This is a genomic window from Actinomadura sp. 6N118, from assembly GCF_044326415.1.
In the GTDB taxonomy this organism is placed as follows: domain Bacteria; phylum Actinomycetota; class Actinomycetes; order Streptosporangiales; family Streptosporangiaceae; genus Spirillospora.
On sequence record NZ_JBIRAZ010000002.1, the window covers coordinates 297,998 to 321,046 of the forward strand.

The following is a 23,049-nucleotide window of genomic DNA, read 5'->3' on the forward strand; positions in this document are numbered from 1 at the left end:
TTGTCCGTTGAAAGGGTGGTTGGGCGGGGGCTGTGGGATGGCATAACACAGAAGCATCGCGTGCGTACGCTTGGTTGCCAAGGGGGGCGTCGTAGATTGTTGCGGGACGGCATAGATCGTTTCGAGCGGCTCACACCACGTCGGCGCCGAAGGCCTCCTTGAGCTCGCTCGTCAGTGCCGCGCTCGGCGTGACGCGGTAGCGGTCGTCGATGCTCATCAGCACCGACTTCGCCGGCATGGTGAGCCGGATGCGCACCTCGGCAGAGCCGCCGTGCGCCAGCAGGATCTCCTTCAGGCGCCGGACGAGCGGCAGGTTGACCCTCGATTCGGCGAGCGTGAGGGTGAGCGCCGCGGCGGCCGCGGCGTCAGGCGGTTCCGGCACTTCCAGCTCCATGGCGACGAGGCGGGGCACGTCCTCCCGCTTGTCGAGACGGCCCTTCACCAGCACGATCCGGTCCGGCGCGAGGGCCGCTCCGGCGAGCAGGTAGGCCGACGGGAAGAACAGGCAATCGATCGACCCGGCGAGGTCCTCGACGGTCGCGATCGCCCACGGCTTGCCCTGTTTGGTCATCTTCCGCTGGATCCCGGAGATGATGCCGCCGATGGTGACGATCGTCCCGTCACCGAGCCGGTCGTCGCCGGTGAGCGCCGCGACGGGATGATCCGTGCGGGAGCGCAGGAAGCCCTCCAGCCCCAGCAGCGGATGGTCCGAGACGTACAGGCCGAGCATGTCGCGTTCCTGCGCGAGCCGGTACGGCTTGTCCCACTCCTCTGCCGAGAACTCCACCCCCAGCCCGAAGGCGTGGTCGCCCTCGACGTCCGCCGAGCCGAGGCCGAAGAGGTCGTTCTGGCCGTACGCCTGGCTGCGCTTGAGGCCGATCACGGCGTCCACGGCCTGCTCGTGCCGTTCGGCGAGGCCCTTGCGGGTGTGCCCGAGCGAGTCGAACGCGCCCGCCTTGATCAGCGACTCGATGGTGCGCTTGTTGCAGACCACGGCCTCGGACTTGTCGAGGAAGTCGGGGAACGACCGGTAGCGGCCCTTGGCCGTGCGGGTCGCCGTGATCGACTCGACGACGTTCGCGCCGACGTTGCGCACCGCCGCCAGCCCGAACCGGATCCGCCCGTCGCCGCGCGCCGCGAAGCCGGCCGCCGACTCGTTCACGTCCGGCGGCAGGACCTGCAGGTTCATCCGGCGGCACTCGCCCAGGTAGAGCGCCATCTTGTCCTTGTCGTCGCGGACGCTGGTCAGCACCGCCGCCATGTACTCGGCCGGGTGATTGGCCTTGAGGTAGGCGGTCCAGTACGAGACCAGGGCGTACGCGGCGGCGTGGGCCTTGTTGAACGCGTAGCCGGCGAACGGGACGAGCACGTCCCACACCGCCTGGACCGCCTCGTCGGAATAGCCCCTCTCGCGGCAACCCTCCCGGAACGGCCCGAACTCCTTGTCGAGGATCTCTTTCTTCTTCTTGCCCATAGCGCGCCGCAGCAGGTCCGCTTGGCCGAGGGAGTAACCGGCGAGCTTCTGCGCGGCCAGCTGCACCTGCTCCTGGTACACCACCAGGCCGTACGTCTCGCCGAGGATGTCGCGCAGGGGCTCCTCGACCTCGGGGTGGATCGGCGTGATCTCCTGCTGCCCGTTCTTGCGCAGGGCGTAGTTGACGTGGGAGTTCATGCCCATCGGGCCCGGCCGGTAGAGCGCGGTGACCGCGGTGATGTCGGCGAACTCGTCGGGCTTCATCAGCCGCATCAGCGACCGCATGGCGGCGCCGTCGAACTGGAAGACGCTCAACGTGTCGCCGCGTGCGAACAGCTCGTACGTCAGCCGGTCGTCCAGCGGCACGGACAGCAGGTCGATGCCCGTGCCGATCGCCTTGACCGCGTCGTCCATGATCGTGAGGTTGCGCAGCCCGAGGAAGTCCATCTTGAGGAGCCCGAGCGTCTCGCAGGTCGGGTAGTCGAACTGCGTGATGACGGCGCCGTCCTGCGGCCGCATGAAGACGGGGATGTGCTCGGTGAGCGGCTCGGCCGCCATGATGACGCCGGCGGCGTGCACCCCGGTCTGGCGGATCAGCCCCTCGATGCCGCGCGCCGTGTCGACGACCGTGCGCACATCCGGCTCGTTCTCGTACAGAGCCCGGACCTCCGCCGCCTCGGCGTGCCTCGGGTGCGCGGCATCGGTGATGCCGGAGAGCGGGATGCCCTTGCCGCCGGCGTCCGCGGGCATCGCCTTGGTGATGCGGTCGCCCAGGGCGTACGGGTGGCCGAGGATGCGGCAGGCGTCCTTCACGGCGGCCTTGGCCTTGATCACACCGAACGTGACGATCTGCGCGACCCGGTCGGCGCCCCAGCGGTCCGTCACGTACCGGATCACCTCGCCGCGCCGCCGCTCGTCGAAGTCCACGTCGATGTCGGGCATCGAGACGCGCTCGGGATTGAGGAACCGCTCGAAGATCAGGCCGTGCAGGAGCGGATCGAGGTCGGTGATGCCCATCGCGTACGCGACGAGCGATCCGGCCGCCGAGCCCCGGCCGGGCCCGACCGCGATGCCCCGCCCCTTGGCCCACATGATGAAGTCGGCGACGACGAGGAAGTACGAGGGGAAGCCCATGCGGGCGATCACGTCCATCTCGTACTCGGCACGTTCGCGATAGGCGTCCTCCTGGCCTCCGGGAAAACGGCCTCCGGGGAAGCGGCGCGCGAGCCCGCGCCACACCTCCTCGCGGAACCAGCTCTCCTCGGTGTGACCTGCGGGCACGGGGAAACGCGGCAGCAGGTCCTTCTTCTCGAACATGCCGGTCGTGTCGACGCGTTCGGCGATGAGCGCGGTGTTGCGGCACCCCGACTGCCAGGCGTCCGAGGAGTCGATCGCGTACATCTGCTCGGGCGACTTGATGAAGTAGCCGGAGCCCTCGAACTGGAACGCTGGGGCCTCCAGCCTGGATCCGGTCTGGACGCACAGCAGCGCCGAATGCGCCGTGGCTTCACGTTCGTAGGTGTAGTGCGAGTCGTTGGTGACGACGTACGGCGCGTTCAGCCTGCCGGCGATCTCCTCCAGGCCCGCGCGCGCCCGGCGGTCGATCTCGATGCCGTGGTCCATCAGTTCGACGAAGAGGCCGTCCCTGCCGAAGATCTCCTGGAGCTCGCCCGCTGCTTTGAGCGCCTCGTCCTGCTGGCCCAGCCGGATGCGGGTGGCGACCTCGCCGGAGGGGCAGCCTGTGGTCGCCATCAGGCCGTCGGCGTGCTCGGCGAGCAGTTCGCGGTCCATGCGAGGCTTGCGGAAGTGCCCCTCCAGCGCGGCGCGCGACTGCAGGCGGAAGAGATTGTGCAGGCCGGTCGCGTTGTACGCCCAGAGCGTCATGTGCGTGTACGCGCCCGCGCCGGAGACGTCGTCGCGTTTCTGCGCGGGGCTGCCCCAGCGGACCGGCTTCTGGACGGAACGATGCTCAGGCGCGACGTACGCCTCGATGCCGAGCACCGGGGTGATCCCGGCGGCGGTGGCCTGCGTGAAGAAGTCGTACAGGCCGTGCAGGTTGCCGTGGTCGGTCATCGCGACCGCGTTCATGCCGAGGTCGCCGACCGCCCGGACCAGGTCGCCGAGCCGAGCGGCGCCGTCGAGCAGCGAGTATTCGGTGTGTACGTGGAGATGGGCGAAGCGATGAGCGGAATGGCGGGCGGAATGGTGGGCGGAGTCAGGCATCCCCGAGCCGCTCCAGGAGTGCCCGCAGACCGTGCTTCACCTCGTCGGCGGTGAGGGCCCGCTCCGGGTCCACCAGCCACTGCTGTGACAAGCCCGCGATCAGGGCCATGTGGATCGACGCCACCGCCCGCGCTGTCCGTTCGTCGGCCTCGGCGTCGATGCCGTAGAGCGTCGCCGCCAGCTCGGGCCGGGCGCGTTCGAACGCGGCGGCGATGTGCGCGCGGACCTCCGGGATGTGCTCGGCCTGCGCCAGCGCCTCCAGCGTGGCGACCAGCATCGGGCGGTTGGCAGGCAGCGACTCCATGGTCTGCTTCCAGGTGTCGCCCGTGGGAATCACTGTGTCGCCCCAGGCCTCGACCGTCTCCATGAGCGCGGCGACGAGCAGCGCGTCCTTGGAGCCGTAGTGGTAGTTGATCGCAGCGTGGTTGGCCCCCGCCGCGGCCGCGATGTCGCGCGAGCTCGTCCGCGCGTAACCCCGTTCCGCCAGGCAGCGCTTGGCCGCCGCCAGCAGGCTCTCCCGTTGACTCATGCCGCCGAGCCTAGCGTGAAACCATCCAGTTGGTTAAACCGCATGGATAAGCCATAGGGTTAATCCGTATGGTTAAGCCGGGTGGTTAAAGTGCAGGCCTTGAGAAAGGGCCCCTCGGCGTCGAGGGGCCCTTTGAGCGGGTCTCAGATCACCGCCTGGCGGGTCTCAGATCACCGCTTGAAGGTGTCGCGCGCTTCCTTGGCCGCGTCCTTGGCCTGCTCGCCGACCTGCTTGGCGCCACCGGCCATGCGGTCCCTGCGGCCCTCGGCCTCCAGGTTGGGGTCACGCGTGTCGCGGCCGGCCTGTTCCTTGCTCCGGCCCTTGGCCTTCTGCATCTTGTTCTTGAGCTTGTCGAGGAATCCCATGATCCCTCCTTCCGTACGATCCTCGTACGAGGACGACCTGCCCGCTCTTCTGCGATCTATTCGCCCGGCTCGCCGGAGTCGAGCCTCCTTGGCGGGAGCCGCTCCAGCGTGGAAAGTCATGCCATGGACAACGCGCTCTCCCAGGGACTACCCGTCGTCTTCCTGCACGGGATCAGGATCAGCGGCACGATGTGGCGGCCCGTCATGGAGATCGTCGGCGAGCACCATCCGGTGCTGGCCCCGGACATGCCCGGTCACGGCTGCAGGCGCGGCGAGCGGTTCACCATGGAGTCCGCCCTGGATGTCGTGGCCGAGGCGATCGACGCGCTGGGTGGGCGGGCCCTGGTCGTGGGCCTGTCGATGGGTGGCTATCTGGGCATCGCCACCGCCGGGCGCCATCCGGAAAGGGTGGCCGGGCTGGTCGCGATGGGCTGCACGATGAGACCGCGCGGGCTGCTCGGCGACGCGTACCGGGCGGCCGGATGGCTGGCGTCCCGCGATCCCGAACGTGCCGACCGGCTGAGCGAGCGTGTCTTCCGCCGCGTGCTGCCGGGGGCCGTCGGAGAGGCGGTGGTCGCGGGCGGGCTGGCGAGTGAGGTCATGCCGCAGGTGATCGAGGCGATTTCGGCGTCGAGCCCGCTGCGCTCGCTGGCCTCGTACGAGGGACCCGTCTGGCTGGTGAACGGGGAGCGGGACGCGTTCCGCCGGCACGAGAGGGAGTTCCTGCGGGCATGCCGGGACGGCCGCCTGACCCTGCTGCCTCGCCGGGGGCACGTGACGACCCTCGTCGCAACCGACGCACTGGCCCGGGTGGTCCTCGACTCGGCCGCCGTGGCCGGCGAGCCCGGCCGGCGTGGCCGCATCCGGCCACGGGCGCTCGGGACGGCCGCGACGGATCGATCCATCCGTCCCTGACATGGGTCTTGCGCAGGTTTGCCAGAGGAAGTCAGGCTATTGAGCAAATTCTCCCCTTGCCGTCAACGCGAGCTTTCTTCACGATTCTCAATGACTCAGGGCACGTCACCCGGACCTGCCTTGACTCGTTGGAGGCACAGTGAGGATGAGACCCATCCGCCCCGTCACTGTCGTGAGCCTGGCCGCCGCCACCGCCGCTGCCATGCTGACCGCCGTCCCCGCCGCACAGGCGGCATCCCCGTCCCCCGCCCCCGCTCCCGACGCAAGCACGCTGGCTACCTCCCTGGCCACGAAGCTCGGCTCCCGCAGTGCAGGCTCCTACCTCGACGGCGGCAAGCTCGTCGTCACCGTCTCCGACGCCAGTGCCGCCCAGCAGGTGCGGGCAGCCGGCGCCGTGCCCAAGACCGTTCTCCGGAGCGGCGCGGCCCTCAAGAAGGTCACCGACGCCATCGACCGTTCGGTCAAGGTGGCCGGCACCGCGTGGGCCGTGGACTCGACATCGAACCAGGTCGTGCTCTCGTACGACGACTCCGTCACCGGCGCGAAACTCGCCAAGGTACGCGCCGCGGCCGCCAAGCACGGATCCGCCGTCCGGCTCGAGCACGTCGCCGGCAAGTTCAGCCTCCGGATCTCCGGTGGCCAGGCCATCTACACCGGCGGCTCCCGCTGCTCCCTCGGCTTCAACGTCCGCAACAGCGCCGGCACGACGTTCTTCCTGACCGCCGGACACTGCACCAACATCGGCTCCACCTGGTACGCCAACTCCAGCGGGAGCACCGTGCTCGGTACCCGGACCGGCACCAGCTTCCCGGGCAACGACTACGGCATCGTCCGCTACACCAACACCTCGATCGCCAAGGGTGGAGACGTCTACCTCTACTCCGGCACTCAGGACATCACCTCGGCGCGCAACGCGGTCGTCAACGAGACCGTCCGCCGCAGCGGCAGCACCACGCAGGTGCGCAGCGGCCGTGTGACCGCCCTCAACCAGACCGTCCGCTACGCGGAGGGCACCGTGACCGGCATGATCCGGACCACGGTCTGCGCGCAGCCCGGTGACAGCGGTGGCTCGCTGTTCGCCGGCAGCGCCGCCCTCGGCCTGACCTCCGGCGGCAGCGGCAACTGCACGACCGGCGGCACGACCTTCTTCCAGCCCGTGACCGAAGCGCTCAGTGCCTACGGCGTGAGCGTCTACTAGATCACCCGAAACGGATAGATCACCCGCAACGGACTGCGGAACACTGCTGGGGTCCCCGGCGCCGGATCGACGGCGCCGGGGATCCCGCACGCAGTGCCCGACACTGAGCGCTGAGAAGTAACCGAGAGCTGAGAGGCAAGGGGCATGAAGACCGGATTCACTTGACGCTGACGCGCGCGTGCTCCGCCGCCGTCTCGACGTGTCCACGACCCGTACGAGACGACGACCAAGGAGACGACACGTGTTCCGTCACGTTTTCAGCCACAGTGAGATCTTCAGCCACACGGAGATCGCGCACTTCGAGGCGTTCGGCTTCGTGGTGCTCCGCGGCCTGCTCACGGCCGGCGAGGTCACCCGCCTCAAGGGAGAGGTGACCACCGAGCTGACCGCCGCTTTCGGCGGGCTCGGCACCGATCCCGGCGACGAGGGCGGCATCTCCGGGGACTACCTGCCGCTGACGGTGGACCGCGCGCCCTTCGCGCAGTCCCTGATCGCCGACGATCTGCGGTTCTTCCAGGGAGCCACCGAACTGACCGGCTCGCCGATGGTCCCGGCGCCCGGCATGGCCATCTGCTTCACGGCCAACGCCGGATGGCACACCGACGTCGGGCCGGACGTCCGCGGGGTGAAGTTCCTCGTCCACCTCGACCCGAGGACGGCCGAGACCGGCGCGTTGCGCGTCCTCCCCGGCTCGCACGACCCCGCGTTCGCCCGCCGCGTCGAGCGGTACCTGTCCCGGGACCCGATGAACCAGGGTTTCCAGCCGGGACTTCCCACGCCGGACACGGTCCTGGAGACCGAGCCCGGTGACGTGCTCGCGTTCGACGTGCACCTCCACCACTGCTCCAAGGGCGGGGAGAAGCGACTGGCCTGGTCGATCGAGTACATGGAGTGGCCGGGCATCGTCGACGAGGACAGGAAGAAGCTCGTCCGCGGCCTGATCGACACCGACGACGACTACTCCGGCGAGGACTTCGACCAGGACCTGTGGCCGGTCTGGCGGGAGTGGGCCGCGGGTGCTCCCGGCAGGGCCTCGCGCCAGACCGCTCTGGAACGGCTCGAGCTGCTGGAAGTACCCGGCTTGACGTGACCGCCGAGGGTATCCGGCGGACCGCTGGGGCTATCCGGCGGACTGTTGGGGCTGCCCGTCGTTCTCGGAGAGGATCCGCCGGGCGGCTCTGACGAGCGCGGCATTGTCGGGTGCGGCGGAGCCGTCCGGGAGCAGCAGGGTGTCCTCCAGGCCGATCCGCGTGTCCAGCCCCAGCGAGGCCGCCAGGCGCAGAACCGGCCATGCGCCGCCCTGCTCGCCGTGCAACAGCACCGGACGTTCGTTCGGCGCCAGCTCGGCGAGCAGGGCGGCGGCCGTCGCGGGCGCCGTCCGCGGATCGGTGTCGACCACTTCGGCGAGCACGCGCAGGACACGGTGCCGGGACGGCCAGGCCAGGAAGCGCTGGGCCGCGCCGGTGCCGGAGAAGATGCCCGCCTCGATCGCCACCCCGTGGTCCAGCAGCGCGTCGGCGACCAGCTCGGCGCCCTCCTCGTGCCAGTTGACGGAGGCGTGGTCGGGGAGGACCTTCCAGGACTCGACGAGATCCACGCGCCGGCGCGGGTCGGGGCACGCCCAGGCGCCGGTGGTGACGCCGACGCGGATCCCGGGAGCGGCGGCACGGACGGCCTGGATCGCCGCGGCGACATGGTCGGGCTGGAGGGAGTCCACGCCGTCCGGACCCTTGGGATGCAGATGGATGTCCTCCGCGCCCGCGACGACCGCGTCCCGTACTGAGGCGGCCAGTTCATCGGGGGAGAACGGCACGGAATGGTCGAGGAGACCGTTCGGGCACACCTGAAGCATGGCCCGATCCTCCCAGATGGAGATGACCAGGCCGGTTGCCCTGGGGCTGTTCGATCCGCCGGGCTGGGGTTTGGTGTCCGTTCAGGGTGCCCCTAGTGACAACTTGGCTGAATTCCGTAAGATCTCGTGAAAAGTCAACAGGGCGACTCAGCAGGGACGGCCCGGTGCCCGGTCGGAGTGATGCGGATGGACGGCTGCCAGGGGCCTGGCGGCATCGATCTGAACGTGCCGAACGTCGCCCGCATGTACGACTACTACCTGGGCGGCAAGGACAACTACGCCGCCGACCGCGCCCTTGCCGACCAGGTGCTCAAGGTCGCGCCGCAGACGCCCGCCCTCGCCCAGGAGAATCGTGCGTTCCTCCAACGGGCGGTCCGTTACCTGGCGGGTCCAGCCGGGATCACCCAGTTCATCGACATCGGGGCAGGCCTCCCCACGCTCGAGAACACGCACGAGGTCGCGCAGCGGGTGGCCCCTGGCGCTCGCGTCGTCTATGTCGACAACGACCCGGTCGTGCTTGCCCACGGCCGCGCGCTGCTCCAGGGCACCGCGGGCACCAGAGTGGTCCAGGCCGACGCACGGCGGCCGGACGAGATCTTCGGCTCGGCCGAGCTGACCGATCTGATCGATCTCGGCCGCCCGGTGGCGATCCTGCTGGTCTCCGTCCTGCACTGCGTGCCCGACGACGAGGACCCCTGGAAGATCGTGGCGCGCCTGCGGGAGGTGATGGCGCCGGGCAGCCACCTTGTGATCTCGCACATCACCGCCGCCGACCACGCCGGGAGCGCGCAGGCGGGCGCGGACGTCTACCGGCGCGCCAGCAACAGCATGACGCTGCGCACCCACACTGCCATCAAACGTTTCTTCGACGGCTTCGAGCTGCTCGAACCGGGCCTGGTGCGGCTCACCGAGTGGCGTCCCCAGGAGGGCGCCGAGCCCCGGCAGGACCTTCCGACCTGGTACTTCTGCGGCGTCGGCCGCAAACCCTGAGACACCGCACATTCTGTGACATCGGAGGCACGCGGGTGACCGAGCAGGACACGACCCACGCCCGACTCGACTTCAACCCGGTGGCGGGAGCCCGCCCGGTCGGGACCACCGCCGCGCTGCTGGACGGCCTGCGCGACGACCACCCCGGCTTCCACTCCACGTTCGGCCGCGGCTTCTGGGTTGTCACGCGGCACGCGGACATCCTGGCGACCCTCCAGGACCCGGAGGGGTTCTCCAACCGTTCGGTGAACGCGCTCGACGCGGAGCCGCGCTACCGCTGGATCCCCGAGATGCTTGACCCGCCCGAGCACACGCTCTGGCGGCGCCTGCTCCGCCCGCACTTCACACCGGCCACGGCCAAGGCGAGGGAGGGCCGGATCCGCGAGCATTGCGCCGGCCTCATCGACGACATCGCCGGGCGGGGCTCGTGCGACTTCGTCTCCGACTTCGCCCTGAGGTTCCCGTCGGTGATCTTCCTGGAGCTGATGGGTCTGCCGGTCGACCGGCTCGACACGTTCCTGGAGTGGGAGCACGCCATCCTGCACGGCCCGCCCGCCGCCAACCCCGCGCGGGTGGAGGCGATGGGCAAGGTGACCGAGATGTTCGCCGGGCTGATCGAGGAGCGGCGGGCCGAGCCCCGCGACGACCTGGTGAGCGCGGCGGTCACGTGGCGGATCGACGGCGAGCCGATCTCCGATGAGGATCTGCTGGCGTTCTGCCTGCTGATGTTCATGGCCGGGCTGGACACGTTGACGTCGCAGCTGTCGTACACGTTCTGGCATCTGGCGACGCACCCCGGCGACCGTGCGAGGTTGCGCGACGACCCCGCGCTCATGCCCTCGGCGATCGAGGAGTTGCTCCGCGCGTATTCGATCGTTCAGCCGGCCCGCAAGGCGACGCGCGACGTCACCGCCGCGGGATGCCCGGTCAAGGCGGGCGAGATGGTGATGCTGCCGCTGTCCATGGCCAACCGGGACCCGGCGGTCTTCCCCGAGCCGGAACGGGTCATCCTCGACCGCGCACCCAACCGGCACCTGGCCTTCGGCGCCGGGCCGCACCGTTGTCTCGGCGCCCATCTCGCCCGCCTGGAGATCCGGGTCGCGCTGGAGGAGTGGCATCGCCGGATCCCCGACTACCGGATCCCCGACGACGCCGAGGCGATCGAGCACGCCTACATGCTCCTCGGTCTGGACACGCTCCCTCTCACCTGGTCGTAGGACTTGTCGCTGTAGGTCTTGTCGCCGTAGGACTTGTCGGTGGTGGCAGGCCCGTACGAGCGCAACCTGACGGGCGCCCCCGAGATCTCCTCCACCTTGGCCACCGCGTCGCCGAGCGGCTCGTAGACCGGCCGGGCCGCGAGCAGCCGCCGCGTCAGCGCCGCCTGCCGTTCGAGGTCGCCCGCCGGGCCGGTCGGCAACCGCTCCACACGCCGCCCGTCGATTTCGTACGCGCGGCACAGCAGCAGGTCGGCGCGCTTGCGAGGCAGATCGAGGTGGGTCAGCGCCAGTTCGTCGACGCCACCCACCACGTCGAGCGCATAGCGCAGCGTCATCGCGTCGAGGTGACCGACGCGGAAGGCGCCTTGCCAGCGTCCTGGTCCGTTGTGCCGGTCCGGCAGGTCCGTGGTGAGCGCCGGATCCTCGGTGACGAACGGTCCAGGGCCGTGCCGCGTCGCGTACGTCCGCAGAACGCCCAGGCGCGTGGCGGTGGCACCCGCCTCGGCCAGCAACGTCTCCGCGTTCGCGAAGGTGGTGGTCGACCAGGTGGTGTACGGGTGGAATCCGTGCCACTCGTCCAGCAGCACGCCCTGCGCGCCTTCGAAGACCACGTTCCCCGTGCGCAGCAGCCCCGGGAGGTGCTCGCTGCCAACGATCCGGACCCGTTCACCGAACGCGAGGAACACCGCGAGGCACTCATCGACCGGTGGCACCTGCCCGCCCGCGTCTCGCGGGAACGTGTCCAGATACCAGTCGCGGAGCGCGGCGAGCCGTTGCCGCAGGCGGGCGGGGGAGAGGCAGTCGCCCGCCCGCGGCGCGTCGTCATGGGTCAGCGCGTACGAGGCCGTCTCGCCGATGCCCATGCCGCAGGAGCCGTGTCGTTCCGCACCCCGGGCCGCCTCGCGTGCACGATTGGCGGCCCGGGGTGTGGTACGGCGTGGTCAGCAGCGCGGCACGGTCGACCGTGAGCCGCGCCAGGGGATCGCGGATCCCCAGCTTCCGCAGATGATCGGCCTCGGCGGCGAGTGCGAGCGGGTCGACCAGCATGAACCGCGACAGGTGCGTCGCCACTCCCGGCGTGAACGTCCCCGACCCGAACTGGGCGAACGTGTGGTGCCGCCCGTCCGGGGCGACGACGTTGTGCGCCGCCTGCGCGCCCCCGTTGAACCGCACCACCGCGTCCACTGGTTCAGGCCCCCGCGAGCAGAACCAGTCCACGACGGTGCCCTTGCCCGCGTCGCCGAAGCCCAGGTCGGCCACGATCACATGCCGGCTCATGGAGACCTACAGCCGGGTCGTGGCCGACGGGGCGCTGCGCAGATCGGCCGGGACGGCGGACGACGCGGTCGGGGAGCGGTCCGCGTCCAGCCGGGCGAGTGCCCGCGAGACCGAGGCGCCGGCGGCGGAGCCGAACTCGTCGAGGTGCTCCAGCCCCTCGTCGAGGTCGATGGCGTCCTCGGCAAGCCCGATCGTGAGCGCGATGGTCTCGCAGACGGCGTCCAGATCGTCCAGGTAGAGCACGTGCTGGCCGAGCAGGCCCTGCCAGAAGTCCTTCAGCTTCCGGCTCCGGGAGTGATAGGCACCCTCGGGGATGATGAAGTACACCTCGTACATGCGCTGCAGCTCGCGCAGCATCTCCTCGATCGGGATGTCCTCGCCGGGCTCGCCGCCGATCACCTTGGCGATCTCGCGCCGCCTGACCTTCGAATAGGCCAGCTCGTCGCCGATCATGAAGAGATAGCCGCGCTTGCCGCGCTTCTCGAAGCAGTCGATCGAGGTGTGCCGGGCCATGAAGTACATGCCGAGCTCGTACGACTCGGTCATCTGCCCTCCGCCGCCGCCCTCGAGGTAGATCTTGCCGAGGTCGTCGTCCATGCGGTTGTCGGCCTCGAACTGCCCGATCTGCAGCGGGGCGCGGTCGCAGGTCGCGTCGCCGACCGCGCCGAACAGGATGTGGGGGTGCTCGACATAGCCCTTGCGCAGCAGCAGGCCGAGCAGATCGGGCAGCTTGGACTGCAGCGTGCGCGGGACGGTGCCCATCGAGCCGGTGACGTCGAACAGCACCGCGATGGCCAGCGATTCGGGATGGTCGTCCGAGTCCCGGCTCTCCCGTACGGTCACGCCGTGCGGGTCGAGATCGGGATGGACGGTGGTGGCGCCGCTGTCGCTGTAGGCGAAGGCGCTCGCACCGGTGGCCGAGCGGTAGCTCGCCGCGGCAGCGTAGACGTCGGTGGACCAGTTTCCGCTTCCCATTGTGTCCTCCTTCAGATCACAGGGCGGTTAGATCACAGAGCGGTGGGTGTGGGGTCGGGCATGTGGAACGGGCGGAACCGGCGCGGCCCGTAAAGGCGTTCCAGCAGCTCGTCGAACTCGTCCAGCAGCTTCCAGGCGTCGTCCGGGCGCCGCTTCTGCGAGGTGAGCAGGCAGCCCTTGGCGAACAGGCGCATCGGCTTGGGTGCGGTGCCCGCCTGGTCTGCCCCGCCCATGAGCTCGGTCATGCATCGGGTGGCCATGAAGATGTCGGTGGCGGCGCTCGCCCGCTGCCGCGCCGGGACCTCCGGCGGGTACCAGGCCGCATAGCGGTCGACCATGGCGGGAACGCGGCCGGTGGCGTCGGCGTACGAGTAGCAACCGGGCACCGAGTAGCACCAGTCGACCAGCACCAGACCGTGCTTCTCCGGATGGATGAGCACGTGGTCGGGCAACACCGCGCCGTGCAGGACACCCGCGCGATGCGCGAACCCGAGGGCCACCAGCAGGCGCCGCCACATCCAGGCCGCGTCGCGCGGATCCACCCCGCCGGGATGGGCGGCGCGAACGTCGGCGAGGCTGTGGAAACCGTCGAGCGCGGCCATCGCGTTGACCTGCCGCTGCTCGCCGGTCGCCGCGTCGCGGTGCCGGAACGTCTCGATGAGCCGCGGCACGTAGGCCCGGAACCGTTCGTCGCCGTCCTCGGGGAGCTGGCGCAGGGCCACCGCCTCGCGTTCGACGAGGTCGCTGTCGCGCGGGTCGCGCGGCAGCTTGACGATCGCGGGGCGCGCACCGTCGTACGAGGCCGCGTAGAGGTTGGCGAGGTCGCCCTCGGCCTTGACACCGCCGAGCCGGTAGGAGTGGCGGCGGGTCCTCATGGTGGCCGCGCCGTTGAGGTTGGCGTCGTTCAGCTTGTAGGTGCGCCAAAGCGCGTTGAGCCTGGTGAACGCGTCGCGGGTGCGGCCGCCGGTGGCGTCCGGGTGGACCAGGCGGGCCAGCCGCCGGTAGGTCCGGGCCGCCTCGGTGGCGTCGGCGCCGAACAGGTCGGCCGGAGTGCGCACCCGGTCGAGCCGGGCCAGGGCGTCGTCGAGTTCGAGCGGTTGCTCTGAAGACACTGTCATCTGATCTCTTCCTCTCGGCTGGGCCGGAGCAGAGCGGGGTGCAGGAGGCGGGCGTCGCCCGCGCGGTAGAGCTTGGGCCGGGGGCCGCCGCGCCGGCCGCCCTTGTCCGAGGTGCTCCCGGTGCTCTCCACGAAGCCGGGGACGGACAGGACCTTCCGGTGGAAGTTGCCGGCGTGCAGTTCCTCGCCCCAGACGGCCTCGTAGACCGCGCGCAGCTCGGGGATCGTGAACTCGCCTGCGCAGAAGGCCGTGGCCAGCGGCGTGTATTCGAGCTTGGCGCGGGCGCGTTCGAGCCCGTCGCTCAGGATCCGCGCGTGGTCGAAGGCGAGCTTGCGCGTGGTCCCGGGGCGCTGGTCCGCGGCCTCGGTGAGGCCGAGCGCGTCGATCGGCACCCAGGCGGCGTCGACGGCGTCGCTGCCCGCCTCCGGGTCGGGGAGCTCGGGTGCGAACGCGAGGTAGGCGACCGAGATGATGCGCATGCGCGGGTCCCGGCCGGGCGCGCCGTACGTGCCCAGTTGCTCCAGATGGACGCGGCCGAGCACGCCGCCCTTGGCGCTGACCCCGGTCTCCTCGGCCAGCTCCCGGACCGCCGCGTCGGGCAGATCCTCCGCGTCGCGCACGCCCCGGACGAAACCGCCGGGCAGCGCCCACATCCCGGCGTACGGGGCGTTGCCGCGCCGGACCAGCAGGACGTTCAGGCCGCCGTCGCGGATGGTCAGCGCGACGACGTCCACGGTCACCGCGACCGGGTCGTAGTCCCGGGGGTCGTAGTTCGCGAGGAACTCCCGCTCGTCGCGCCGCGGATCGGGGATCATGCGTTGATCTCCTTGTGAGTAGATCTCAAGGTGAGTCAATCTCGTTCTGAGAAGAACATAACCCGGACCGGAGCCGTCCGTCCACCCCTTAATCGCGCGTAAACGGAACAGAGGCCGCCTCCCACAAGGGAGACGGCCTCTGGCCTGGGCTTCAGCTGGCCTGGGCTTTAGCGGCGATGCCGCCCACCGGTCGGCGGCGGGTCCGGATTCTCGTCGCCTGGCTCGTCCGCGTACGGGTCATAGGGGTCGTACGGGCTGGGACGGCGCGGGGCGCTCTGGTACGGATCGGACGAGTACTGGCCGGACGGGAACCGGCCGGTGAGGGACTGGCCAGCGGGAGGCTGACCGGTCGGATACTGGCCGGTCGGATGCTGCTCCGGGGATTGCTGGCCGTGCCGGCGCGGCGGGTCACGGTAGGGATCGCTCGGATAAGAGTCGCCCTGGTAGTAGGGATCACCTTGATACGGGTCGTTCGGGTACGGGTCGCTTGGGTACGGCTCGCTCGGCCGCGCGCTGAAGTGGTACGGGTCGGCGGCGAACGCGCCCGTCGTCTGCGAGCGGGCGACCGGCGTGCCTCCCGGCGTGGCCGCCGGAGGGAGCGAGCCGGGTGGGGGAGCTGCGAGCGGCGCGGCGGCGGGCATCAGCGGCGGGCCGGCGGCCGCCGTCTCCAGCAGTTCGCGCAGCTGGCTCTTGCGGCGCCCGTACACGACGTACACGATCATCCCCATGGCCATCCAGACCGCGAAGTAACTCCACGTCTGGACCTGCAGATTGAGCATCAGCCAGCCGACGGCCAGGATCGTGACCAGCACGGTCAGCGAGGCGGTCGGGACCTTGAACGGGCGGTGCAGGTCGGGCCGGTTCCGGCGGAGCGCCAGCACCGCGGCCGCCACGAACAGGAACGCGAACAGCGTTCCGATCACGACCATCTGCTCCAGCGTGAGCACGTCCAGGGTCTGCGACATCACGATCGCCGCGACGCCGGCCACCAGGGTCGCGCGGGACGGCACCTTGAAGCGGCTCATCTGGGCGACGCCGCGCGGGAGCAGGCCGTCGCGCCCCATGGAGAACAGCACCCGGGTCAGGCTGATGACCAGCACCAGGATGACGGTGGTCAGCCCGAGCACCACGCCGACGTCGATGATCTTGCCCATGGAGTCGGCGCCCACCTTGCCGAACGCCACCGCCAGCAGCGGTTTGTTCGGATCCAGGTTCTTGTAGGAGACCATGCCGATCATGGCGATGGCGACGCCGATGTAGAGGATGATCGTGACGGCCAGCGAGACGATCATGCCGCGCGGCACCTTGCGCGGGGCGTCCTCGGTCTCCTCCGACGCGGTGGCGATCAGGTCGAAGCCGATGTAGCCGAACGCGATGGCGGGCGTCGCGGCCAGGATGCCCCAGACGCCGAACACCTGCGGGCTGCCACCGGTGATGCCGCCCCAGATCGCGTCCAGGACGGTCTGGCTGCTGGTGTCCGGTGCGGGCTGCGCGGGCGGCACGAAAGGGGTGAGGTTGGCCGGCTCGAAGAACTTCAGCCCGGTCGCGATCACAAGGCCGAGCACGATCAGCTTGGCCAGGACCATGTACCAGAGCGTGCGCAGGCCCAGCCGGCTGCCGGTGGCCAGCATCACCACGACCAGGAGCAGGATCAGCAGCGCGAAGAGGTCGAACCCCTTCTCCTGGCCGATGATCCCGGCAAGCGGCTCCGGGATCGGGACCGCGAAGTCGCTGAGCGCCTGCGTCGCGTAGAGCGACCAGGCGCGCGCCAGCACGGAGGTGGCGAGCAGGAGCTCGAGGATGAGCGACCAGCCCACGACCCAGGCCCACACCTCGCCGAACGCGACGTAGCTGAAGGAGTACGCGCTCCCGGCGACCGGGATGATCGAGGAGAGCTCCGCGTACGAGAGCGCCGCCAGCAGGCAGACCATCCCCGCCACGGCGAACGAGATGATCACTGCTGGGCCCGCGTTGTTCACCGCCTGCTGGCCCGCCACCTTGAAGATCCCTGCGCCGATCATGACGCCGAGGCCGAGCACGATGAGGTCTCGGGTCCGGTAGACGACGCGCAACCGGTGCCGGCCCCCGTACAGCTGTCCGGTCGCCTGCTCCACCGGCAACCGTCGGAACATGTCGTTACGCATGCGGATGTCCCAGGTCATAGGTGTCCCTTGGCCTGAACCCGCGCCGCTGTTCGCGAGACAGAGCTTGCTGAAGTTCCTAAGAATTCACCACGTAGAGGTAAAACCGCAACGTCTTCCCACGATTCGGACAGTGCTTCCTATATGGAAGCGGTCCCGTGAGGCCGGGGTTGGCCGGGGCGCTGGCGGCCGATAGAGATCGATGGGACGGTTGGGGGCGTCGCGCATTCCAGGAGGTTCCGTGTCCCCCAGCACGAAACACCGGCGTACCTTGGCGGCCGTCCTACCGGCTCTCGCGCTCGCTCTCGTCGCACCGCTCCCAGCGGCTTCCGCCGCCACAACCACGAAGGCGCCGACGGCGCCGACCGCTCCGCCGTCGCGGCAGCCGGTGGCCACGGGCTACGGGGGCGCGGTCTCGACGGTCGACCCGGACGCGAGCCGCACCGCCATCGAGGTCCTCAAACGGGGCGGCAACGCGATGGACGCGGCGGTCGCGGCGAGCGCGACGCTGGGCGTGACCGAGCCCTACGTGGCAGCCATCGGCGGTGGCGGCTACATGACCTACTTCGACGCCAAGACCCGCAAGGTCTACGCCCTGGACGGCCGGGAGACCGCGCCGAACGCGATGACCGAGACCTCCTTCATCGACCCTGCCACGGGCCGCGCGATCCCGCCGGAGCAGGCCGTCACCAGCGGGCTGAGCGTCGGCGTGCCCGGCACGGTCGCGCAGTGGGAGCTCGCCCTGCGCCGGTTCGGCAGCCGCGACCTGCGCTCGCTGCTCAAGCCCGCGATCAAGGTCGCCGAACGCGGCTTCGTCGTCGACCAGGAGTTCCGCGACCAGACCGCCACCAACGAGGGGCGGTTCCGCGACATCGTGCCCAGCCGGGCCCTGTTCCTGCCCGGCGGCAAGCTTCCGGAGGTCGGCTCGACGTTCCGCAACCCGGATCTGGCGCGCACCTACCGCGAGCTCGGCAAGCGCGGGCCGCGCTGGCTGTACGAGGGCGGGCTCGGCCGTGAGGTCGTCCAGACGGTCAAGCGCCCGCCGGTGGACCCCGCGTCCACCCGCAACGTCCGCCCAGGCCTGATGGAGCCGCGTGACCTGCGCGCCTACAAGGCACTGTCCAAGAAGCCCACCCGTGCCACCTACCGCGGGCTGGACGTGTACGGGATGCCGCCGTCCTCGTCCGGCGGGTCCACCGTCGGCGAGGCGCTCAACATCATGAGCAACTTCCGGCTGGGGCCCAAGGACCCGGTCCGGAGCCTGCATTACTACCTGGAGGCGAGCAAGCTCGCCTACGCCGACCGAGGCCGGTACGTCGGCGACCCGGAAAAGGTGGACGTGCCGCTGGACGAGCTGCTCTCCACCGGATTCGCCCGAGAGCGAGCCTGCCTGATCAAGCCCGGCCAGGCGGCCCAGGCCCCGGTGGCGCCCGGCTCGCCCGACGGCCGCTACACCCCGTGCATCCCGCCGGGCCAGTCGACGCGCGCACTGGCGTACGAGGGCCCGCAGACCACCCACCTCGTCGTCGCCGACAAGTGGGGCAACGTCGTGGCGTACAACATCACCATCGAGCAGTTCGGCGGCAGCGGGCTGACGGTGCCGGGCCGCGGCTTCCTGCTCAACAACGAGCTCACCGACTTCAGCCTGCAGCCGCCCGCACCCGGCGCGGCGCCCGACCCCAACCTGCCGGGACCGGGCAAGCGCCCGCGGAGCAGCATGGCGCCGACGGTCGTGCTGAAGGACGGCCGCCCGATGCTCGCGGTGGGCACGCCCGGCGGCTCGACGATCATCACGACCGTGCTGCAGATCCTGCTCAACCGGGTCGACCTCGGCATGGACCTGCCCACGGCCCTGGCCGCGCCGCGCGCCACCCAGCGCAACACCCCGGCGGTCTTCGCCGAGCAGGCGTTCATCACGCAGTACGGCCAGGCCCTCGCCGCCCGCGGCCACCGGCTGGAGCCCTTCCAGGGGCCGCCCGTCGGCGTCATCGGCGCCGCCACCGGCCTGGAGTTCCTGCGTCCCGGACTGGTGCAGGCGGTCGCGGAGCCGGTCCGCCGCGGCGGCGGCGCCGCGCTCGTCGTGCGTCCCGCCAGGTAAGCGGCCAACGCCGCGACTACGATCGGTTGTGGGGGAAGGAGCTTGCCATGGCGCAGGCGTACGTACAGGTGACCACGACCACCGACTCGCGGGCGGAGGCGGCCGAGCTTGCGAGGTCGGCGGTCACCGACCGGCTCGCCGCGTGCGCGCAGCTCGTCGGCCCCCTCGCCAGCACCTACTGGTGGGAGGGCGAGATCGAGCACGCCGAGGAGTGGATGGTCGTCTTCAAGACCACCGCCGACCGGTTCGACGAGCTGGCGAGCCTCATCACCGACGGGCACTCCTACGACACCCCGGAGATCATCGCGACCCCCGTGGTGGCGGGCAGCATGGACTACCTCGCCTGGCTGTCCGAGCAGACCGAGCCGGCCGAGGAGGATGAGGCCGTCGACGACGCGGCGGTCGATTGATGGCCGCGCAGGCCGGCTATTCGGGTACCCCGCTGCCCCGGAAGCTGGGCATCAAGGCCGAGCACCGGGTGCTGATGGTCGACGCCCCCGACGGCTTCGAGCTGGACCCGCTTCCGGCCGGCGTGGTCCTGCACCGCCGCCCGTCCGGCCGCGACCCGTACGACGTGATCCTGGCGTTCTGCCCTGATCTCGCCACGCTGGAGCGCCGGTACGACACGTTGCGCAAGCGGCTCGACACGGCGGGCGGGCTCTGGATCGCCTGGCCGAAGAAGTCGAGCGGGGTCGCCACCGACCTGTCCGACGACGTCGTCCGCGAGTACGGGCTGGCCACCGGGATGGTCGACAACAAGGTCTGCGCGGTGGACCAGACGTGGTCGGGTCAGCGTTTCGTCGTCCGCCTCGCCGACCGCTGACCGGCCCGCACCTGTGTGACGACTGTGTGACGCAGGTCATATCTGGGCAATAAGTCTTTAATTACTTCGGGGTGGTGTGGTTCTCTTCGGCTTCGGAGAAAGGCGGACCAGTGTGTGACGAGGACTACGGGCTGTTCGGGCCCGGCTCGGTGACCTGGCGGGTCATGGGCGAGCCGGTGCTCATGGTCGGCGGTGTGCGGGCCCTGTTGCTACAGGCGCTCCATCCCCGGTCGATGTGGGGGACCGCGCAGAACTCCGAGCTCATGGACCCGCAGGCCGCCTGGGCGCGGCTCGGCCGGACCGTCGAGTTCGTGCGCGTCCGCACCTACGGCACGCACGAGGAGGTCGACCGCGTCGGCCGCCGGATCCGCAAGCTGCACTCCAAGCTGACCGGGCTCGACATGCGCACCGGCGAGACCTTCCGCATCGACGAAGCGGAGAACCTCCTCTGGGTGCACATGGGCGAGGTCGACTCCTACCTGGACGTCGCACGCCGCGCCGGGGTGCCGCTGTCGGACGCCGACGCCGACCGGTTCGTGGACGAGCAGCGGCGGGCCGCCGAGGTGGTCGGCCTCGATCCCGCAGACGTCCCCGCCACGGTCGCGGAGATGAGGGACTACTACGAGGGGATGCGCCCGCACCTCTGGGCGTGCAAGGAGGCCCGTGTGGGCCTGCGCCGCATGTTCAACCCGAACGTGCCCCGGCAGATGTTGCCGCTCAAGCTGGCGGCCCCGGGCATCGGGATGCTGGTCGTCGCCACGCTGCCGCGCTGGGCCCGCCGGATGTACGGGCTGCCGGGCCTCCCCACCTCGGATCTCGCCGCGACGCTGACCCTCAAGGGCCTCTACCGCACCACGCACGTCCTCCCGCAACGGATCCGGTATTCGCCGGACGCCAAGCGCGCGCGTGAGCTCACCCGAGAGCACCAAGAGGCCGTCAACACCTGGTCGATAGCGTCCTGACGCCCAGCCCTGCCGTACCCGCTAGGCCATCGGCGGTGGGCCTCCGCCGCCGGTGCCCTTCCGGGGGAGGAGCAACGCCGGCACGATGAGGACGGCGGTCAGGCCGAGCGCGACCCAGAACGTGTGGCTGAACGACTCCGCCAGCATCGGCCCGAACCGCTCCCTGATCTCGTCGGGGATCTCGCCGATCCGGCCTTCGCCCCCGCCGCCCGGCGCAGCCACCTGCAGGTTCGACCGCAGCTGGTTGGAGAGCACCACCGCGAGCAGCGCGGCGCCGAACGAGCCGCCGAGCTGCAGGATGATGTTCAGCGAGCTGGTCGCCCGGGGGACCGCCGACTTGGTCAGCGTGGTCAGGGCCGCCGACATCGTCGGCATCATCGTGCAGCCCAGGCCCAGCCCGCGGACGAAGAGCGCGGCGCCGAGCCACCAGTAGGAGGTGCCCGCGTCGAGCATCGTGAACGGGATCGTGCCGACCACGAGGAGCACGATCCCGGCCGGGACGATCCGTCCGGCCCCGAACTTGTCGGTGACCAGGCCCGCGATCGGCATGGCGCAGGCGGCGCCGAGGCCCTGCGGCACCAGCAGCAGGCCGGTGGCCAGCGCCTCCTCCCCGCGCGCCACCTGGAAGTAGAGCGGCAGCAGCAGGAGCGCACCGAGCAGGGAGATGCCGACGAAGAAGACGGCGACGGCCGCCGCCGCGAACGTGCGGTCGGCGAACAGCCGCACGTCGATCAGCGCCTTCTCCCGGCGGTCCAGGCTGTGGAGTACGAAGAGCACCATGAACACGGCGCCGGCCACGAGCCAGGCGATGGTCGACGGCTTGCCGAACCCGCCCTCCCCGCCCGCCGTGGAGAGCCCGTAAATCAGCAGCGCGAAGCCCGGCGGCAACAGGAGCAGACCGCGCAGGTCCAGCGCCGACGCCCCGTCCGCGCCGCGTTCGTCGGGGACCTTCCACCAGGCCAGCGTGAGGGCAAGAATGCCGACCGGCAGGTTGACGAAGAAGATCCAGCGCCAGTTGACCTCGACCAGCCAGCCGCCCAGGACCGGTCCGAGCACCGGGCCGAGGAGCATCGGGACGCCGACGATGCTCATGACCCTGCCCATCCGGTGCGGGCCGGCGGCCATCATCAGGATCGACATCCCGGCGGGCATGAGCATGCCTCCGCCGAGCCCCTGCACGACCCGGAAGGCGATGAGGCTGCCGATGTTCCAGGCGACGCCGCACAACACCGAGCCGGCCACGAAGAGCAGGATCGAGGTCATCCACACCCGGCGGGTACCGAACCGGTCGATCGCCCAGCCGGTCAGCGGGATGACCGACCCCAGCGCCAGCAGGTAACCGGTGATGACCCACTGGATCGTGGCGAGCCCGGAGTCGAGGTCCTGGCCGAGCCGTTCCAGGGCCACGTTGACGATCGTCGTGTCGAGGATCGCCATGATGTTGCCCGACACGATGACCAGCCCGAGCACGATGATCGTGCGGTCGAGCCGTTCGGGCGGAGCCGGCGCGGCGGCTTGCCCGGCAGGCGGTGGCGTTTTGGCAGGCGTTGTGTCGGCCATGGCGAAGGCCCCTCGTCGAGACGTCGGCTGTCCCGGTCCCCCGATCCCGCTCCTCCACAGCAGACCACGGAGCGGGCCGTGCTACAAGGTCAACCGCGCCCCAAGGTCACCGTGCCACAAGGTCAACCGCGCCACAGGTCAACCTCGCCACAAGGTCAACCGCGGCGCATGAGGCGGCCCACCGCGGCCATCAGCTCGGTGGACATCAGTTCGCCCTTGCCCTCTTCGGCGCCCTCGGCCACGCAGTGCCGCACGTGCCCGTCCAGCAGCCCGAGCGCGACCTTGTCGAGCGCCGCCTGGATGGCGCTGATCTGGGTCAGGACGTCGATGCAGTAGCGGTCGTCCTCGACCATCCGCTCGATGCCGCGGACCTGGCCCTCGATCCGGCGCAGCCGGGTCTGGAGCTGGTCCTTGGTGGCGGTGTAGCCGCGGGTCGGAGTCTCGGTCGCCATCGTCGTCCTCGCCTTCCGTCGGGGGGCCTTCCGTCGGGGCCTTCCCACGAACACTCGCTGGAGA

General features: G+C 70.3%; 21 protein-coding genes. 9 read left to right on the forward strand and 12 right to left on the reverse strand.

Annotated elements, in window-relative coordinates; all coding sequences use genetic code 11:
* Positions 1-130 precede the first annotated feature (130 nt).
* The 3 genes from dnaE to ACH34W_RS05180 all read right to left on the reverse strand — a co-directional run bounded on the left by dnaE (position 131) and on the right by ACH34W_RS05180 (position 4,591).
* Positions 131-3,697 (reverse strand): DNA polymerase III subunit alpha, encoded by a 3,567-nt coding sequence (gene dnaE, locus ACH34W_RS05170; protein ID WP_395959534.1) that lies wholly within the window; start codon positions 3,695-3,697, stop codon positions 131-133.
* Positions 3,690-4,226 (reverse strand): TetR family transcriptional regulator, encoded by a 537-nt coding sequence (locus ACH34W_RS05175; RefSeq protein ID WP_395959535.1) that lies wholly within the window; start codon positions 4,224-4,226, stop codon positions 3,690-3,692. The genes dnaE and ACH34W_RS05175 overlap by 8 nt, the downstream gene beginning before the upstream one ends.
* Before the next feature lie 170 nt (positions 4,227-4,396).
* On the reverse strand, positions 4,397-4,591 hold the full coding sequence (locus ACH34W_RS05180; protein WP_395959536.1) for a CsbD family protein: 195 nt from the start codon (positions 4,589-4,591) through the stop codon (positions 4,397-4,399).
* Between the two features lie 123 nt (positions 4,592-4,714).
* On the opposite strand from ACH34W_RS05180, the gene ACH34W_RS05185 reads away from it, so the two are divergent.
* From ACH34W_RS05185 to ACH34W_RS05195, 3 genes are all read left to right on the forward strand, one after another.
* Complete coding sequence (locus ACH34W_RS05185) at positions 4,715-5,506, forward strand: alpha/beta fold hydrolase (protein ID WP_395959537.1); 792 nt, start codon at positions 4,715-4,717, stop codon at positions 5,504-5,506.
* A gap of 145 nt (positions 5,507-5,651) precedes the next feature.
* Positions 5,652-6,704, forward strand: a complete 1,053-nt coding sequence (locus ACH34W_RS05190) for a S1 family peptidase (RefSeq protein ID WP_395959538.1) — start codon at positions 5,652-5,654, stop codon at positions 6,702-6,704.
* A 241-nt stretch (positions 6,705-6,945) separates the two neighbouring features.
* On the forward strand, positions 6,946-7,794 hold the full coding sequence (locus tag ACH34W_RS05195; protein ID WP_395959539.1) for a phytanoyl-CoA dioxygenase family protein: 849 nt from the start codon (positions 6,946-6,948) through the stop codon (positions 7,792-7,794).
* A 30-nt stretch (positions 7,795-7,824) separates the two neighbouring features.
* Here the strand turns inward: ACH34W_RS05195 and ACH34W_RS05200 are convergent, their stop codons facing one another.
* Complete coding sequence (locus ACH34W_RS05200) at positions 7,825-8,556, reverse strand: 3-keto-5-aminohexanoate cleavage protein (RefSeq protein WP_395959540.1); 732 nt, start codon at positions 8,554-8,556, stop codon at positions 7,825-7,827.
* Between the two features lie 186 nt (positions 8,557-8,742).
* On the opposite strand from ACH34W_RS05200, the gene ACH34W_RS05205 reads away from it, so the two are divergent.
* On the forward strand, positions 8,743-9,546 hold the full coding sequence (locus ACH34W_RS05205; protein WP_395959541.1) for an SAM-dependent methyltransferase: 804 nt from the start codon (positions 8,743-8,745) through the stop codon (positions 9,544-9,546).
* Between the two features lie 35 nt (positions 9,547-9,581).
* The gene (locus ACH34W_RS05210) at positions 9,582-10,763 is read left to right on the forward strand and encodes a cytochrome P450 (RefSeq protein ID WP_395959542.1); all 1,182 of its coding nucleotides are present in this window, start codon (positions 9,582-9,584) and stop codon (positions 10,761-10,763) included.
* Here the strand turns inward: ACH34W_RS05210 and ACH34W_RS05215 are convergent.
* From ACH34W_RS05215 to ACH34W_RS05240, 6 genes are all read right to left on the reverse strand, one after another.
* Positions 10,718-11,626, reverse strand: a complete 909-nt coding sequence (locus ACH34W_RS05215; RefSeq protein WP_395959543.1) for an adenylosuccinate synthetase — start codon at positions 11,624-11,626, stop codon at positions 10,718-10,720. The two genes, ACH34W_RS05210 and ACH34W_RS05215, sit on opposite strands and share 46 nt — an antisense overlap.
* The gene (locus tag ACH34W_RS05220; RefSeq protein ID WP_395959544.1) at positions 11,586-12,041 is read right to left on the reverse strand and encodes an adenylosuccinate synthetase; all 456 of its coding nucleotides are present in this window, start codon (positions 12,039-12,041) and stop codon (positions 11,586-11,588) included. Before ACH34W_RS05220 ends, ACH34W_RS05215 begins: the two co-directional genes overlap by 41 nt.
* Before the next feature lie 6 nt (positions 12,042-12,047).
* Positions 12,048-13,016 (reverse strand): hypothetical protein, encoded by a 969-nt coding sequence (locus ACH34W_RS05225; RefSeq protein WP_395959545.1) that lies wholly within the window; start codon positions 13,014-13,016, stop codon positions 12,048-12,050.
* 32 nt (positions 13,017-13,048) lie between these two features.
* Positions 13,049-14,134: a molecular chaperone DnaJ gene (locus tag ACH34W_RS05230; RefSeq protein ID WP_395959546.1), complete on the reverse strand. Its 1,086-nt coding sequence runs from the start codon at positions 14,132-14,134 to the stop codon at positions 13,049-13,051.
* On the reverse strand, positions 14,131-14,949 hold the full coding sequence (locus ACH34W_RS05235) for an NUDIX hydrolase (RefSeq protein ID WP_395959547.1): 819 nt from the start codon (positions 14,947-14,949) through the stop codon (positions 14,131-14,133). Before ACH34W_RS05235 ends, ACH34W_RS05230 begins: the two co-directional genes overlap by 4 nt.
* A 167-nt stretch (positions 14,950-15,116) precedes the next feature.
* Entirely contained in the window at positions 15,117-17,111 is a 1,995-nt protein-coding gene (locus tag ACH34W_RS05240) for an amino acid permease (RefSeq protein ID WP_395959548.1), read from the reverse strand.
* A 220-nt stretch (positions 17,112-17,331) separates the two neighbouring features.
* On the opposite strand from ACH34W_RS05240, the gene ggt reads away from it, so the two are divergent.
* The 4 genes from ggt (at position 17,332) to ACH34W_RS05260 (ending at position 20,973) form a co-directional block, all read left to right on the forward strand.
* Positions 17,332-19,188: a gamma-glutamyltransferase gene (gene ggt, locus ACH34W_RS05245; protein WP_395959549.1), complete on the forward strand. Its 1,857-nt coding sequence runs from the start codon at positions 17,332-17,334 to the stop codon at positions 19,186-19,188.
* 47 nt (positions 19,189-19,235) lie between these two features.
* A complete protein-coding gene (gene cutA, locus ACH34W_RS05250) occupies positions 19,236-19,598 on the forward strand; it encodes a divalent-cation tolerance protein CutA (RefSeq protein ID WP_395959550.1) in 363 nt (120 codons plus the stop codon).
* Positions 19,598-20,011: a hypothetical protein gene (locus ACH34W_RS05255; protein ID WP_395959551.1), complete on the forward strand. Its 414-nt coding sequence runs from the start codon at positions 19,598-19,600 to the stop codon at positions 20,009-20,011. The genes cutA and ACH34W_RS05255 overlap by 1 nt, the downstream gene beginning before the upstream one ends.
* 110 nt (positions 20,012-20,121) lie before the next feature.
* Complete coding sequence (locus ACH34W_RS05260; RefSeq protein WP_395959552.1) at positions 20,122-20,973, forward strand: oxygenase MpaB family protein; 852 nt, start codon at positions 20,122-20,124, stop codon at positions 20,971-20,973.
* 21 nt (positions 20,974-20,994) lie between these two features.
* On the opposite strand, the gene ACH34W_RS05265 is transcribed toward ACH34W_RS05260, so the two are convergent.
* Together ACH34W_RS05265 and ACH34W_RS05270 are read right to left on the reverse strand one after the other, a co-directional pair.
* Positions 20,995-22,533 carry an MDR family MFS transporter gene (locus ACH34W_RS05265; RefSeq protein WP_395959553.1) on the reverse strand — a complete coding sequence of 513 codons (1,539 nt, stop codon included), beginning with the start codon at positions 22,531-22,533 and terminating at the stop codon, positions 20,995-20,997.
* A gap of 155 nt (positions 22,534-22,688) precedes the next feature.
* Positions 22,689-22,985 (reverse strand): metal-sensitive transcriptional regulator, encoded by a 297-nt coding sequence (locus tag ACH34W_RS05270; protein WP_395959554.1) that lies wholly within the window; start codon positions 22,983-22,985, stop codon positions 22,689-22,691.
* Between the last annotated feature and the right edge of the window lie 64 nt (positions 22,986-23,049).